This is a genomic window from Bifidobacterium margollesii, assembly GCF_002860355.1.
Classification (GTDB): Bacteria; Actinomycetota; Actinomycetes; order Actinomycetales; family Bifidobacteriaceae; genus Galliscardovia; species Galliscardovia margollesii.
The window spans coordinates 119,869-134,723 of sequence record NZ_NMWU01000029.1 but is presented as its reverse complement, the minus strand read 5'-3'; the positions used below and the strand labels follow the sequence as shown (position 1 = coordinate 134,723).

At 61.7% G+C, this 14,855-nt stretch carries 11 protein-coding genes; 6 read left to right on the top strand and 5 right to left on the bottom strand.

Annotated features, from left to right (window positions below; all coding sequences use genetic code 11):
- Nucleotides 1–55: 55 nt before the first annotated feature.
- Nucleotides 56–715, bottom strand: coding sequence for a potassium channel family protein (locus tag Uis1B_RS08770; RefSeq protein ID WP_101617469.1), 660 nt, complete (start codon nucleotides 713–715; stop codon nucleotides 56–58).
- Between the two features lie 95 nt (nucleotides 716–810).
- Entirely contained in the window at nucleotides 811–2,211 is a 1,401-nt protein-coding gene (locus tag Uis1B_RS08765) for a potassium transporter TrkG (RefSeq protein ID WP_101617516.1), read from the bottom strand.
- Between the two features lie 177 nt (nucleotides 2,212–2,388).
- Here Uis1B_RS08765 and Uis1B_RS08760 point away from each other — a divergent pair, with 177 nt between their 5' ends.
- On the top strand, nucleotides 2,389–3,924 hold the full coding sequence (locus Uis1B_RS08760) for an aryl-sulfate sulfotransferase (protein WP_165782818.1): 1,536 nt from the start codon (nucleotides 2,389–2,391) through the stop codon (nucleotides 3,922–3,924).
- Between the two features lie 54 nt (nucleotides 3,925–3,978).
- On the opposite strand, the gene Uis1B_RS08755 is transcribed toward Uis1B_RS08760, so the two are convergent.
- Nucleotides 3,979–5,493 carry an ATP-binding protein gene (locus Uis1B_RS08755; protein ID WP_101617465.1) on the bottom strand — a complete coding sequence of 505 codons (1,515 nt, stop codon included), beginning with the start codon at nucleotides 5,491–5,493 and terminating at the stop codon, nucleotides 3,979–3,981.
- Nucleotides 5,494–5,515: 22 nt separating this feature from the next.
- Nucleotides 5,516–5,842 (bottom strand): hypothetical protein, encoded by a 327-nt coding sequence (locus Uis1B_RS08750; protein ID WP_101617463.1) that lies wholly within the window; start codon nucleotides 5,840–5,842, stop codon nucleotides 5,516–5,518.
- 293 nt (nucleotides 5,843–6,135) lie between these two features.
- Between Uis1B_RS08750 and Uis1B_RS08745 the strand changes: the two genes are divergently transcribed.
- The 5 genes from Uis1B_RS08745 to xylA all read left to right on the top strand — a co-directional run bounded on the left by Uis1B_RS08745 (nucleotide 6,136) and on the right by xylA (nucleotide 13,565).
- Nucleotides 6,136–7,761, top strand: coding sequence for an ABC transporter substrate-binding protein (locus tag Uis1B_RS08745; protein ID WP_101617461.1), 1,626 nt, complete (start codon nucleotides 6,136–6,138; stop codon nucleotides 7,759–7,761).
- Between the two features lie 162 nt (nucleotides 7,762–7,923).
- Nucleotides 7,924–8,991, top strand: coding sequence for an ABC transporter permease (locus Uis1B_RS08740; RefSeq protein ID WP_101617514.1), 1,068 nt, complete (start codon nucleotides 7,924–7,926; stop codon nucleotides 8,989–8,991).
- Between the two features lies 1 nt (nucleotide 8,992).
- Nucleotides 8,993–10,135, top strand: a complete 1,143-nt coding sequence (locus Uis1B_RS08735; RefSeq protein ID WP_101617459.1) for an ABC transporter permease — start codon at nucleotides 8,993–8,995, stop codon at nucleotides 10,133–10,135.
- Nucleotides 10,132–11,871, top strand: a complete 1,740-nt coding sequence (locus tag Uis1B_RS08730) for a dipeptide ABC transporter ATP-binding protein (protein WP_101617457.1) — start codon at nucleotides 10,132–10,134, stop codon at nucleotides 11,869–11,871. Before Uis1B_RS08735 ends, Uis1B_RS08730 begins: the two co-directional genes overlap by 4 nt.
- A gap of 347 nt (nucleotides 11,872–12,218) precedes the next feature.
- Nucleotides 12,219–13,565 carry a xylose isomerase gene (xylA, locus tag Uis1B_RS08725; protein ID WP_101617455.1) on the top strand — a complete coding sequence of 449 codons (1,347 nt, stop codon included), beginning with the start codon at nucleotides 12,219–12,221 and terminating at the stop codon, nucleotides 13,563–13,565.
- A 120-nt stretch (nucleotides 13,566–13,685) separates the two neighbouring features.
- Here xylA and Uis1B_RS08720 read toward each other — a convergent pair whose 3' ends face one another.
- The gene (locus tag Uis1B_RS08720; protein WP_101617453.1) at nucleotides 13,686–14,720 is read right to left on the bottom strand and encodes a LacI family DNA-binding transcriptional regulator; all 1,035 of its coding nucleotides are present in this window, start codon (nucleotides 14,718–14,720) and stop codon (nucleotides 13,686–13,688) included.
- Nucleotides 14,721–14,855 lie beyond the last annotated feature (135 nt).

Here is a 14,855-nt window from a genome sequence, read left to right as displayed (position 1 = left end):
TTTCCTCTTGCAAGGGAAGGTCTGAAACGACGCGAGGTCGTCGCCGACCGGCCGCTCACCCGTTGATGAACTTGTCGATCTGATTCTGGGTGCCGAGCAGCACCAGCTCCGCACCGAGCGGCATCATGGTGTCGTTGGTGCCGTGCTGGAACTCATGACCAGGCACGTTCACGCCGATCACGGTGACGCCGTACTTGTCGTGCACCTGCGCCTCGGCAATGGTCTTTCCGGCCACCTGCGGAGGCGTGTGGATCTTCACCACGGTGTATTCGCCTTCGATCTCGATGTAGTCGAGGAACTGCCCGGTCACCAGATGGCCGACCCGCTTGCCGGCATCCGTCTCGGCGTTCACGATATGCCGAGCACCGATGCGCTGCAGAATACGGGCGTGCTCGTTGGACACCGACTTGGCCCATACATCGCTGATACCGGCGTCAAGCAGATTGCCGGTCACCAGCACCGAGGCCTCCACACTGTCGCCGATGGCCACCACCGCGGCATCGAAGTCGGAGGCTCCCAGCTGCTCCACGGCGATCGGATCGGTGACGTCGGCCTCCACGGTGGGCACGGTGCTCGCCCAGCGGGCCACCAGCAGCGGGTCCTTGTCCACGGCGAGCACATCCTGATCCAATGACTGCAGCGTTTGGGCCACAGAGCAGCCGAACCGTCCCAATCCCACCACCAGCACCGATCGATTGAAACCGTCGTCGCCCATATGCCGTTTCCTTTCCCGTCGTCGCGCATCGCGTATGCCGACGCGCGTTTCTCATACCTGTCATCATGCGTTCCGCCTCGCGCGGGCGCAACCATCTACCCGACCACTATATTCTCGCTTGGCCACCGCAGTGGTTCCGGAGGTCTCGGCCTCACCGCGGAATAGCCGATGATGATCGGTCCGATGCGTCCGACTACCATCACGACGGCGAGGATCATCAGCGAAGCGGGATTCGATTCGCTCGCCACGGACAACGTCGCACCGCCGAGACTGAAGGCCGAACATGTTTCGAACAGCGTGTCGGCGAGAGGGCGGCCCGTCACCACCCCAAGCAGCAGAGCGCAGCCATAGACCAGAACGAACGACGAGGAGGCGATCGCCATCGACATGCGGACGGTCGCCGTGTGCAGTCGACGATGAAACGCGGTGATCTGGCTTTTGTTGCCCATCACCGATCGGCAGACGAGGAACAGCACTGCCAGCGTGGTCACATGGATGCCGCCCGCAGTCGACGCGCTGCCGCCGCCGACGAACATCACCATCGCCATGAAGCCCTTGGTGGCTTCGGACACGTTCGGCATCCATGAGGCGTCGAAGCCGGTGGTGCGGGGCATCACCGCGATCGTCAGGGCGTCCCGCAGACGGTGGGCGACCGAGTCGTCTCGGTAGATGGCCGTGTTGTTCCACTCCACCAGCAGGAACCATGCCATGGCGCTGAGGATCACGACCAGCATCGTCACCAGCGTGAGCTTGATGTGCAGACTCCAGTGGTGAGGCCCTCGTCTTCGACGGAACTCCTGATAGATGTTCAGCAGCACGGGGAATCCCAGCGTTCCGATCGACGTGCTCAGCATGATCGGCAGGCCGACCCGCCAGTCGTTGACGTACACGCCTGCGGAATCGGGCGTGAACCCGGTGTTGTTGTAGGCGGATACGGCGAAGAACAGCGACTCCCACAGCGAATGGATGATCGCTCCGTGGTTGACCTCGAGAATACGCGGCAGCAGCGCCGTGAAGGTGACGGCTTCGATGACGAACGTGGACACCACCACGATGCGCAGCAGTCCTTTGACCTCACTGAGCTTCGTGGTGCCCAGCTCGGCGGCGGTGAGGATGTTCTGAGGGGCGCTCAGCCGCTTGCTGATGCTGATGGTGATCGCCGAAGCGAGCGTCATCACGCCCAGTCCGCCGAGCTGCATGGCGATCAGAATGATGATCTGGCCGAACAGGGTCCAATGCTGCGACATGTTCACTACGGGAATGCCGCAGGTGGTGAGCGCGGAGATCGCGGTGAACGCGGCGATGGGCAGATTCGTCGACCCGTGTTCGCGCGATGCCTCGGGAATGAGCAGCAGCAGCGTAACGATGATGGCGAGGATCAGGAAATACGTGACAGTGAGCCGACCCGGATGGGACAGCGCCCGGTCGGTCCGTGCGGTTCTGCGTGCGCCACGGCCGACGCGGCGACCGTCCGGATCGCTGGCATCTGGTCTCATCCGCATCCCCCGTCGCGCTGCCGTCGTCGTTGCGTATTCGTTCCGTTCGTCGTCTCCCGACTGCTGTCAGTCATGCTATGGCGGCCGGCAGACACCAAGGTGAAATCTCTCATACGTGACGGTGAAGTGTCATGGGATGTCCTTGTCGGTCGACACCCTATGATGCACCATGGCGGCATGGGAAAGATGCAGGGGAGACTGATCGCTGCTATTCTTGCGGTGGTGCTCGTCGCCGTGGTCGCGGCCACCGGTCTGGGCGGGTATCTGGGGTATCGGATGATCCGTGACGATCTGAACGAGCAGTCCGATTCAACATCCGAGAAACTCGATGCCATCAATGAGAATCTCAAGGATCAGGGCGACCTCGTCAATGATTCGCTCAGCGGTGTGGATCTGGGACTGAAGATCAACGGCATTCCGGTCGTCGTCGGGCTCAACCGGCGCAATCCCACGGTCAACGCCCCATCTCTTCATGTTGGGGCGGACAACACCCTTGCGCTGACGGTGCCGGTCAATGCCGTCGTCCATGTCAACGGCAAGGTCTACAGCAAACCGATGTCGTTGAAATTCGACAGGCTTTCACGCGAGGTGCGCCACAACACCACGATCACGATCACCCGTTCCACGGGCGAACAGCGCACGATCACCATGCCGGCGTTGCCGACTGACTTTCCGAATCTGGAACTCGGCGGGCAGAACTTCACCCCGCTTCCCGGCGACTACTACGGCAGCGTGGGATCCGGGGATTCCGCCTACGTCTACCGCATGAGCACGTCGGGCAGCCTGAAGTATTACCGGCGGGGCATCGACATCGACAATCTCAAGAAGATCGTGATGGACGGCAAAACCTACTATGCGTTCTTCGAATCGGTGCCCGAATACAATCAGATCGAGAACTTCAGCCTCAAATTCGGGCAGATCGTGCTGATGGACGACCACTACCGGCAGGTTAGGCGGATACGGTTGACGCCCACTCGGAAGCTGCCGCAGGGAGGATACTCCGAAAACCACGACTTCATCTTCCTCAGCCCCACGCATTATCTGCTGATGGCCGAGGTGTATTCGCCGATCGCCGACGGCAAGGGCAACGTCAACGAAATGCGATCCACCTACATCCAGGAGGTGAACGACGGCAGGGTGACGTTCGAATGGCTCGGATCGGAGCATCACGAGCTTGACGACGCCTATCAGGAGCTGCTGGGCGGCGATGAGGACTACATGCATTCGAACAGTCTCGTCATCGATCCGAAGGATCATAATCTCATCATGTCGATGCGCAATCAGGATGCGGTGATCAAAATCGACCGCAACCGCGGCACCGGGGCGATCCTGTGGACGCTGGGCGGCAAGAACGACGACTTCGGCCTGTCGAAGGATCAACGGTTCTCGCGTCAGCACTACGCCTATTTCGACAACGATCACAACATCCTGCTGTTCGACAACGGCGTGGCATCGAAGCACACCACGATCAAACGGTTCACGCTCGACGAAACCGGCCATAAGGTGACCGCGTTCCGCAACTTCGATCTCGGCGACCACTTCTCGATGTACTGCGGCAACGTGCAGCAGGTGAGCGACAGCGAATATCTGATTGGTTGGGGCATCGCCTCGAGCAAGGTGATCGCCACGCTGTATGACTTCAAACAGGGGAAGGTGGTCAGCGAACTCGTCTCCTCGGTTTCCGAAACGTATCGCACGCAGTACTTCCGGTAAGGGTTCGTCGGATGGGCGCGCGATCGAGAGTCCGAACCGGCGGCGTCAGCGGTATCAGTGCTTGAGACGGTAGAAGCGCTGGGGCTGCGGCCGGGCCGGCACGGATTCCACCAGCCCCTTGGCGATCAGCGCCTTCAGCGCGTTCGCCACGGCCAGCGGCGTCAGATCGAGGTCGTGCATGATGTCACGGGCCGAGGCCGAAGGATTCTCCTTGAGCAGGGTCATGATGTGCTGGGCCACGTTGCGGGAGCGATCGTCCTCCGGAGGCCTGCGGCGGGGGATCGTAATGCGGAACTCGTCGATGGTATTGCGGATCGTCGCCGGATCGCTGCCTTCCTGATTGAGCGTGTGCTCGATCTGCGGGTATCCGGCGCCGCCGTTCTCCAGCACATAGCCGCCGTCGGGATAGGGCGTCGATGCGAGCAGCGAAGCGAGGTACTGGTTGCGTGTGGATCCGTTGCCCGGCGCGTTGAGCGTGCTCTGCGTCACCGCGCCGAACAGTCCGCCCGGGTTCGTCACCTCGATGCGATCGGTGAACACGTCCACATGCACCTGCGTGCCACGGGCATCGGGGGAGTAGTCGCGATGCAGCAGGGCGTTCGTCACCGCCTCGCGCAGCACGGTCATCGGATAGTCCGAGGGGCCTCCGCCGTCGATGCTGCGATCGTCGTCGCTGGCACCGGTCCATTGCCGCAGCGACTCCACGGTGTCGTCGATCATCACCGGAATCGGTCCGACGATGGTTTCCGAGGCGATCAGGCGTTCGCCTTCGACGAAGACCTCGTTGCGCGAGTTGCCGGGGAAGACGGCGATCGTGACATTGAGCCTTGGGAAGTACTTCTGCGGGTAGCGGCCCAACGCCAGCAGGCCGGCCAACGTAGGGTGTGTGGTGCTTTCGTCGTTGGAATCGGCCGCGTTGCCGGAATCGGCCGCGTTGCCGGGATCGGCCGTCAGCACACGAAGATCGCGCAGCATGTCGGCATCCGGCCGATCGGCGAACACATGCGGGTGCAGTTCCCGCTGCCGCTGCAGCAGTCCGAACACCAAGTGCGGATTGAGGTCATCAAGTGTGGCGTCGCGTACGGTCGACAGGTCGTACGAAGGCTGTACATGCTCCTCGATCAGCCGATCGACCTCGTATTCGGTCATGCGGCGATCCCCGTCACCGGTGCGAATGAACGAACCCTTATGGGGTCCCTCGGCGGTGATGAAGCACGGCTTGTCCCGCGGCAGCATCTCCTCGACCCGGGCGAATACCAGATTCGTGCCCTCGAACGGGCACGTCACGATCGTGGGACGCACCGGCGGCGTCATCTTCTCGCAGGCCTGGCTGAGGGCCTCCTGCATCGACCGGGCGTTGAACCCTTCCACCGGCGTGAATCCCGCCTTTTCGGAGAGCCCGAGGATGATGTAGCCGCCCGAACCGTTCGAAAACGCCGAAAGCGTGTCGGTGATGGACGAGGAGAGTTTGCGCTTGCACTCCTTGACCTCGCATTGCTGGGTGTCGTTGCCGATGATCCTCATCAGTTCGATGAGCGATGCCATCTGCGCCGCGTAATCCTCGTCCATGGAATTCTCCTGCCGGTCCGGCCTACCGGCGTCCGTCTGCGCCGCGGTTGCCGCCCTTTGGCTTGGCAGCCGGCTCGAAGACGTCGAACCGGGATATCAGTGCATTGCGCAGCGCGGGGATGCATCCGATGCCGTAGCCGATGATGCCTCCCACCAGCACCGCCCAGGATTCGGGATCCTTGCCGTTGAGCATGAATCCGACGAACAGGATCATGAAGATCACGCCCGCAACGCTGGAGATACGACGCTGCCGCTCGGTCATCTCCCAAGTGCGGCGGGGGAAGGCCGCGAATCCGATGCCGATCACCGCGCAGAAAAGGCCCACCAGAGCCGTGAGTGCGTATTCCATGACTGTGCCTTGCCTCCTTTCCCGAATGGTCGTACGGGCGCGCTGACGCCCGTGATCGTCTGCCCTCCATCTTATGCGGTGTGCTCATGGCGTGGCGCCGGCGCCCTGCGAATTGGAGGCGGGAAGGCGGCGATGACGGAAAATCCCAGGGGGAGTGTATAAATGAGTGTTTGTACTTGACAGTACTCTGCGAGACTCACATCGGACGGCACACGATGTCGTGTTCGTATGGTCGCCGCAGGAATCCGCTAGGCAAGCAGCGGATATGGTTTTCAAATGAAGAGAGGTTACTCGTGAAGAGTAAGAAAATTCTCGCGGCAGTGGCTTCCATTGCCGCCATCGCGTCGCTCGCGGCCTGCGGCGGCGTGAAGGATGATGGCGCCTCCAGCGATTCGAACGCCATCACCATCGGTACCACCGACAAGATCGTCAGCCTCGATCCCGCGGGCATGTACGACAACGGCTCCTTCGCCGTGATCATCAACGTGTTCCCGTTCCTGTTCTCCCAGAACTACAACAGCTCCGAGATGAGCCCGGACATCGCCGCCGATGAGGGTACCTGGAACGCCGACGGCACCGAGTTCACCGTCAAGCTCAAGGACGGCATGAAGTGGGCCAACGGCCACACGCTGGACTCGAAGGACGTGAAGTTCTCCTTCGACCGCGTCAAGAAGATCAACGACGAGAACGGTCCGTCTTCGCTGCTGGCGAACATCACCGACATCCAGGCTCCGGACGCCACCACCGTGGTGTTCAAGGACTCCGTGCCGTTCGACGTGACCCTGAAGCATGTCCTCGGCTCCCCGGCCGGCCCGATCGTCGACGATGAGGTGTTCTCCGCCGACAAGCTCACCGACGCCGACACCATCGTCAAGGAGAAGGCCTTCGCCGGTCCGTACACCCTCACCTCGTTCAAGATGAACGAGGCGGCCAGCTACGCCAAGTACGACGGATACAAGGGTCTGACCCCGGCCAAGAACAACGCCGTGCAGGTGAAGTACTTCGCCGACGCCTCCAACCTGAAGATGGCCGTGGAGCAGGGACAGGTCGACGTGGCCTACCGCACCCTGACCCCGACCGATATCGACAGCCTGAAGAAGAACGACAAGGTCAAGGTCGTCACCGGCCCCGGTGGCGAGGAGCGCTTCCTGACCTTCAACTTCAAGATCCAGCCTTATGGTGAGGCTCAGAAGGACGCCGACGCCAACAAGGCCAAGGCCGTGCGTCAGGCCGTCGCCAACCTGCTCGACCGCGAAGCCCTGGCCAAGGACGTGTACAAGGGCACCTACACCCCGATGTACTCCTACATCCCCACCGGCGTGACCGGTCAGGTCGAAACCTTCAAGACCAAGTACGGCGAGAACGGCAAGCCCAGCCTTGACAAGGCCAAGAAGGTGCTCGCCGACGCCGGCGTGAAGACCCCGATCGATCTCAAGCTCCAGTACAACGCCGAGCACTACGGCGCCTCCACCGCCGACGAGTACTCCGCGATCAAGGCCCAGCTTGAGCAGGGTGGCCTGTTCAAGGTCGATCTGCAGCAGACCGAGTGGACCCAGTACCAGAAGGATCGCGTCGTCACTGAGGATTCCAACGGCGTGTACCCGGTCTATCAGCTCGGCTGGTACCCGGACTACTCCGATCCGGACAACTATCTGTCCCCGTTCTTCCGCGACGGCAACTTCGTGAACAACGGCTACAGCAACAAGGCCATCAACGATCTGATCGTCAAGCAGGCCGGCGAGCAGGACAAGAACAAGCGTCTCGAGCTGCTCAAGCAGATTCAGGAGCTGGAGACCGAGGATCTTTCCACCATCCCGCTGCTGCAGGGTGCCCAGACCGCCGTTACCGCGAAGAACATCAACGGTCTGACGCTGGACGCTTCGTTCCGCCTGCGCTACGCTTCGATCACGAAGTCCTGATATAACAGTCAGGTTCGTTCGTAATCGACACTGATTTACTGGGGGATGCCGGTGCTGCGAAGTGCTGGCATCCCTTTTGGCCGTAAAAAGGCAGACCCATAATCCAACCAAGGAGACAAACGAGTGGAAGCGAAAGCCACCGCGGAGGCCGATGCTTCGCCCATTAAGGCGAAGCCCTCCGAAACCAAACCAAAGAAGAACAGGATATCGAGCGGATTCTTCAAATTCGTCGTCGTTCGGTTCCTGCTCATCATCCCGACCATCTTCATTCTGGTCACCATCGTGTTCTTCGTGATGAGGGCCACCGGCGACCCCATCACCGCCGCACTGGGCGGGCGCCTCACCCCGGAGGAGCTGCAGGCGAGAATCCATCAGGCCGGCTACGACCGACCGCTGATCGTACAGTACGCTGAATACCTCGGCGATCTGCTCCACGGTGACCTCGGCACCACGCTTACCGACAACCAGCCGGTCACCACCATCCTCACCCGTTACGGCGCGGCCACCTTCGAGCTGGCGCTCCTCGCCCTGATCGTCGCCCTGATCGTCGGCATCGGCCTGGGCCGAATCGCCGCCCGCCGTCGCGATCATGCCCCCGACGCCGCCATCCGCACCTTCGCCATCCTGTGCTACGCCACCCCGGTGTTCTTCCTCGGCCTGCTCCTGAAGCTCATCTTCTCCATCTGGCTGGATTGGCTGCCAAGCTCCGGTCGCAGCTCACTGGCCAGCGAAATGCAGTTCGGCCGTCTCGTCTCGCCGACGGGTTTCTACATCATCGACGCCCTTCAGCTGGGTGAGCCCGCCGTACTGCTCGACGTGCTCCAGCACGCCATTCTGCCGGCTCTGGCCCTCGGCCTGCTTACCGCCGGCGTATTCATCCGTCTGGTGCGCACCAACGTGATCTCCACATACACTTCCGGATATGTGGAGGCGGCTCGCTCCCGCGGCGTCTCCGAAAAGCGTCTGCTGAGCAAGCACGCCTGGAAGCCGGCGCTGATCCCGATCATCACCGTCATGGGCATGCAGATCGCCCTGATGCTGGCGGGTGCCGTGCTCACCGAAACCACCTTCGAATGGAAGGGACTGGGCTTCATGCTGTCCACCTACCTGAAGGCCCGCGACTTCGTGGCCGTTCAGGGCATCGTGATCCTGATCGCCATCATCGTCTCGGTGGTGAACTTCATCGTGGATGTGATATCCGCCCTGATCGACCCGAGAGTGAGGTACTGACATGTCCGCAGCCAATGCAGCCAACAGCGCTCCCACCGTTCCCGGGGATGATCGTCTCGAAGAGCTTCGTCAGTCCACGAAGCAGGGCTTCTTCTCCAAGCTTCCGGTCATCAAGCAGCTGCGCATCGCCGTCGGCTGGCAGAAAGGCATGCTCGTCACCGGCCTGATCCTGTGCGGCTTCTTCCTGCTCGTCGCCATCTTCGCTCCGCTGATCGCCCCCTACGGCTACTCGCAGATCAAGGACGCCAACGGGCAGTCCTTCCCGACTCAGGCCGCGCCGAGCGCCGAGCATATCTGGGGCACCACCGTCGGCGGATTCGACGTGTTCAGCCGTACCGTGTGGGGCGCCCGCACCGCCGTCATCGCCATCGTCGTGGCCGTGCTGTGCTCCATCTTCATCGGCGTGCTGCTCGGTCTGGTCTCCGGCTATTTCGGCGGCTGGGTCGACCGCGTGCTCGTGGTGATCGCCGATGCCGTCTACTCCTTCCCGTCGCTGCTGCTCGCCATCCTGATGGCCATCATGATCTCCCACGGCCAGTCCGGGCTGTGGGCGGGCATCTTCTCGTCGGGTCTGTCGATCACCGTGGTCTACATCCCGCAGTACTTCCGCACCATCCGAGCCGAAGTCGTGCGCATGAAGGAATCCGCGTTCATCGAGTCCGCCCGAGTGATCGGCGCCTCCACCTGGCGCATCATGACCAAGCACCTGCTGAAGAACTCCACCCGTACGCTGCCGGTCATCCTGACGCTGAACTCCTCCGAGGCGATCCTCACCCTCGCGGGTCTGGGCTTCCTTGGCTTCGGCATCGAGCCGACCGCCGCCGCCGAATGGGGCTACGACCTCAACCGCTCGGTGTCCGACGTCACCGCCGGCATCTGGTGGACGGCCATCTTCCCCGGCGTGGCGATCGTGCTGATCGTGCTCGGCATCACGCTGGTGGGCGAGTCGCTCAATGATCTTTCCGATCCGCGACTGCGCACCCGCAAGTCCGCAGGCGAGGTCATCGGCAGCATCGAGGACACCTCGGTCGATCCCTCCACGCAGAAGGATGCGGCCGAAGTGGTGTTCACCGATCCGAACGCCGGGGCCGACGCCAGCGAGGCTCCCGCCGCGAACACCGTCAACAAGGGGGAGGAATCATGAGTGGAACGCAGATCCTGAACAAGGACGTCATCGCCGAGGGCGATCTCGCCGCCATCAAGAACCTGAGCGTCTCCTTTGTCACCGACGCCGGTCCGATCAAGGCCGTGGACAAGGTGAATCTCACGATTCCGAAGAAGTCGATCGTCGGCATCGTCGGCGAATCCGGCTCCGGTAAGTCGGTGACCGCCAAGTCGATCCTCAAGCTTCTGCCCGAAACCGCCACCACCTCCGGTGCCATCTACCTCAAGAGCCGCGACGGCTCCAAGCAGATGGATGTGCTTGCCCTCAACAGCGAGCAACTGCGCCGGATGCGCGGTGAAGAGGCGGCCATGGTGTTCCAGGAGCCGAATTCGGTGCTCAACCCCGTGTACACCATCGGCTGGCAGATCGCAGAAGGTCTGCGTGCACACGGCATCACCGACAAGCACGAGCAGCGTGAGAAGGCCGTCGACATTCTGAAGAAGGTCGGCATCCCCGATGCCGAAACCCGTATCGACTACTATCCGCATCAGTTCTCGGGCGGTCAGAAGCAGCGTATCGTCATCGCCATGGCTTTGGTTCTCAATGCCGGTCTGATTCTGGCCGATGAGCCGACCACCGCTCTGGACGTGACCGTTCAGGCCGAGATTCTCGACCTGTTGCGCATGGCCCGCGACGAGTTCGACGCCTCCGTGCTGATCATCACCCACAACATGGGCGTGATCGCCGATGTCGCCGACAACGTGATCGTGATGTACCGCGGGCATGTGGTCGAGCAGGGCAGCGTCGAGCAGATCTTCTACAGCCCGAAGGATCCGTACACCAAGCGCCTGCTGTCGGCCGTGCCCCGCATCGGCCAGAAGCTGGTCGTTCGCGACGAGCAGGGACAGGTCATCGAACGCAAGACCGATTACCGCAACGAACCGATCGCCGTGAAGGCCAGAGGGCTGGAGATCACGTACCCCGGTCACCTGATGCAGCCGGCGTTCAAGGCGGTGCGCGGCATCGACTTCGACATCCACCGTTCCGAGGTCGTGGGTCTTGTGGGCGAATCCGGTTCCGGCAAGTCCACCACGGGCCGCGCCATCGCCGGTCTGCAGCGCATTTCCGGCGGATCGCTCAACGTGCTCGGCGTGGAGATGAACGGGTTCAAGGAGCGCGACTTCAAGCCGAAGCGTGCCGACATCGGCTTCGTGTTCCAGGATCCGGGCAGCTCGTTCAACCCGCTGATGACCATCGCGCAGAATGTGGCTGAGCCGCTGCTCGTGCACAAGAAGTACGCGTCGCTGGCCGAGGCCCGCAAGTACGTGGAGGAGCTGCTCGAAATGGTGCAGCTGCCCAAGGCGTACATGGACCGCTTCCCGCACGAGCTTTCCGGTGGACAGCGTCAGAGGGCCTCGCTGGCCCGCGCTTTGGCGTTGAAGCCGCCGCTGCTGATCGCCGACGAACCGACCTCCGCGCTCGATGTGTCGGTGCAGGCCAAGGTGCTGGAGCTGTTCAAGAAGCTTCAGGTGGAGATCGGTTTCGCATGCCTGTTCATCACCCACGATCTGGCGGTGGTCGATATGCTCGCCGACCGCATCATGGTGATGCACAAGGGCGAGATCGTGGAGCACGGTGATTCCGATCAGATCATGCGCAACCCGCGTGATCCGTACACGCGCAAGCTGCTGGCCTCGCTGCCGATTCCCGATCCGCGTGAGCAGCGCAAGCATCGTGCTCAGCTGCATGAGCTGCTTGCCGCGGAGAACGCCTGACGGTTCGGGCGGTTCGGGCGGTGCCGCTGACTCGGGCAGCGTGCATCGCTTTCCGAGTCGATGAGACCGTTTGTGTTGTTGACCCCTTCCGTGTTTCGGAAGGGGTCTTTGCGTTTGCGTTTGCGTTGGTCGTGGGCGTTGGTATGGTGCGACGGTGGTCTTCGCGATTTACGGTGGTCTTCCCGATTTGGATATGTGATGCGAATCCTGCGACGCGCCGAATAAGTTTTGTCGATTGACAAATATAGTTCAGGAGTTTTACTATATCGGTGTACGCAAAAGACCTCGGATGGGACTGATCGGCGGTATAACCGATTCCGTACCGGGGACAGACCAAAGGAGCTCTCATGGCACTGTGGGACATCGATAAGATTCCGTTCGTCGGCAAGGAGAAGGGTCCGAAGGAGGGTCTTGCCTTCCACTACTATGACGCCGACCGTGTCGTCGCCGGCAAGAAGATGAAGGATTGGCTGCGCTTCGGCGTCGCTTGGTGGCACACCTTCGATCAGGAGCTCGTCGACCCGTTCGGCACCGGTACCGCCCAGCGTCCGTGGTACGGCAAGTACTCCAACCCCGAGGACGAAGCTCTGGCCAAAGTGGACTACGCCTTCGAGTTCTTCACCAAGCTCGGCGTTGAATACTTCTGCTTCCATGACCGCGACATCGCCCCCGAAGGCGACACCCTGCGCGAGACCAACAAGAACCTCGACAAGGTGGTCGACAAGATCGAGGAGAACATGAAGGCCACCGGCGTCAAGCTCCTGTGGAACACCTCCTCCCTGTTCACCAACCCCCGCTTCGTCTCCGGCGCCTCCACCTCGCCGTACGCCGACATCTACGCCTACGCCGGCGGCCAGCTGAAGCACTCCCTGGAAATCGCCAAGCGCCTCGGCGCCGAGAACTACGTGTTCTGGGGTGGCCGCGAAGGCTACGAGAACCTGTGGAACACGCAGATGAAGCGTGAGCAGGAGCACATGGCCAAGTTCTTCTACATGTGCCATGAGTACGCCAAGGAGATCGGTCTGGACGCCCAGTTCCTGATCGAGCCGAAGGCCAAGGAGCCGACGATGCACCAGTACGACTTCGATGCCGCCACCGCCATCGCGTTCCTCAAGACCTACGACATCGACTTCATGAAGCTCAACCTGGAAGGCAACCACGCCAATCTGGCCGGCCACACCTACCAGCACGAGATCCGCACCGCCCGCGAGGCCGGCGTGCTCGGCTCCCTCGACGCCAATCAGGGCGACAAGCTCATCGGCTGGGACATGGACGAGTTCCCGACCGACCTGTACGAGACCTCCACCGTGATGTGGGAGGTCCTCGCCAACGGTTCGATCGGCCCCCACGGCGGCCTGAACTTCGACGCCAAGCCGCGCCGTACCTCCTTCTACGCCGAGGACCTGTTCCGCTCCCACATCGCCGGCATGGATTCCTTCGCCGCCGGTCTGCTGGTTGCCGACAAGATGCACAAGGACCACTACATCGAGGATCTGCAGGCCGAGCGCTACAGCTCCTACGAGACCGGCATCGGCGCCTCCATCGAGAACGGCACCGCCACGCTGGCCTCCCTCGAGGAGTACGCGCTGGACAAGCCGCAGTCCGAACTGATCGCGGCCACCAAGTCCGATCATCTGGAATCCGTCAAGGCCACCATCAACAACTACATCGTCGAAGCTCTCGCCGAGGCGTGATGAACGACGGTGTGAACACCGTTCTCCCATAATGATCACCGGGGCACCCGATTTATCGGATGCCCCTTTTTCGTTGGTGCCGGGACGCGCCGGATCGCCGGTGGCGGATGGTTATCCGGGTCAGCGGTCGAGCGCGCGTGTGCTGTCCCTGACCACCAATGAGGTGGGCATGATCAGTGGACTGGAGACGTTTCCCCCTTTGCTGGCGTTGATGATCATCGACGTTGCGGCCCGTGCCATGTCCTGTAGCGGCTGACGGATGGTGGTCAGCGCAGGACCGAGGAACGACGCGGTGGAGACGTCGTCGAAACCGATGACGGAAAGATCCTCGGGGATGCGCAGGTCCAGTTGCCGGGCGGCCTCGTATACGCCCATCGCCTCCAGATCGCTGAAGGCGAAGATGGCGGTGGGGCGGGTCCGTGGGTCCTTCAGCATCGACATCGCCTCGTGGTATCCGTCTTCGGTCCGGAAATCCCCTTTGCGAATCAGATCGGGGTCGGGGCTGAGCCCCCGTTCGGAAAGTGCCGAGGAGAAGCCGTCGAGTCGTGCCTTCGAGCACATCATTTCGTCTGGCCCGGTGATGACTCCGATGCGTGTATGGCCCAACGACAGCAGATGGCGTGTCGCCAGCACGCCTCCCGTCCAATTGTCGGCCAGCACCGACATCGTATCGGGGGAGGGATCTCCTGCCGGGTCGATGGTGACGTAGGGTATTCGGTGCCGTTCCAGCTTGCGTTTTTCGGATGCGGTGAGATTCGAGAACATCAGTATCACGCCGATCGGCTGACGGCGTAGCATGTCATCGATCCAGGATGAGTCCGGATGCTGACGGCTGCCACTTTCCGTGGTGATCACGCTCAACCCATGTTCTCGGGCCCCGGAGAGCACCCCCTGAAGGATTTCGAACGCCCATAGGCTGTCGAGATACTGGAACACCACCTCGATCATCCTGCGGTTTCTGACGGTTGCGATGCGCTTCGTATAACCGGCCCTGCGAAGGGCCTCCTGCACGGTGCCGCGTGTCTTCTCCGATACATCGGTGCGGCCGTTGAGCACTTTGGATACCGTGGCCACGGAAACCCCGGTGGACCGGGCTATGTCCGAGAGCCTTACGGACTCCGTTTTCCCTGCTTCGGGTTCAGTCTTTCCGTTCATTGATTCCTCTCTGGACGTGTCGTTCGCGCTATCGATCGTATCACGAAACTTTCGAAACAAATTGAGGTTCCCGAATATGGATAAGCGGAAAACATTGCTTTGAAACGGCGATTTTCCTTAGCGCCGCCAGTTTGT

Excerpts from the sequence above, each read along its gene's own strand:
- Uis1B_RS08770 (WP_101617469.1), bottom strand. The coding sequence starts at position 715 with ATGGGCGACGACGGTTTCAATCGATCGGTGCTGGTGGTGGGATTGGGA.
- Uis1B_RS08765 (WP_101617516.1), bottom strand. The coding sequence starts at position 2,211 with ATGAGACCAGATGCCAGCGATCCGGACGGTCGCCGCGTCGGCCGTGGC.
- Uis1B_RS08760 (WP_165782818.1), top strand. The coding sequence starts at position 2,389 with ATGGGAAAGATGCAGGGGAGACTGATCGCTGCTATTCTTGCGGTGGTG.
- Uis1B_RS08755 (WP_101617465.1), bottom strand. The coding sequence starts at position 5,493 with ATGGACGAGGATTACGCGGCGCAGATGGCATCGCTCATCGAACTGATG.
- Uis1B_RS08750 (WP_101617463.1), bottom strand. The coding sequence starts at position 5,842 with ATGGAATACGCACTCACGGCTCTGGTGGGCCTTTTCTGCGCGGTGATC.
- Uis1B_RS08735 (WP_101617459.1), top strand. The coding sequence starts at position 8,993 with ATGTCCGCAGCCAATGCAGCCAACAGCGCTCCCACCGTTCCCGGGGAT.
- Uis1B_RS08730 (WP_101617457.1), top strand. The coding sequence starts at position 10,132 with ATGAGTGGAACGCAGATCCTGAACAAGGACGTCATCGCCGAGGGCGAT.
- xylA (WP_101617455.1), top strand. The coding sequence starts at position 12,219 with ATGGCACTGTGGGACATCGATAAGATTCCGTTCGTCGGCAAGGAGAAG.
- Uis1B_RS08720 (WP_101617453.1), bottom strand. The coding sequence starts at position 14,720 with ATGAACGGAAAGACTGAACCCGAAGCAGGGAAAACGGAGTCCGTAAGG.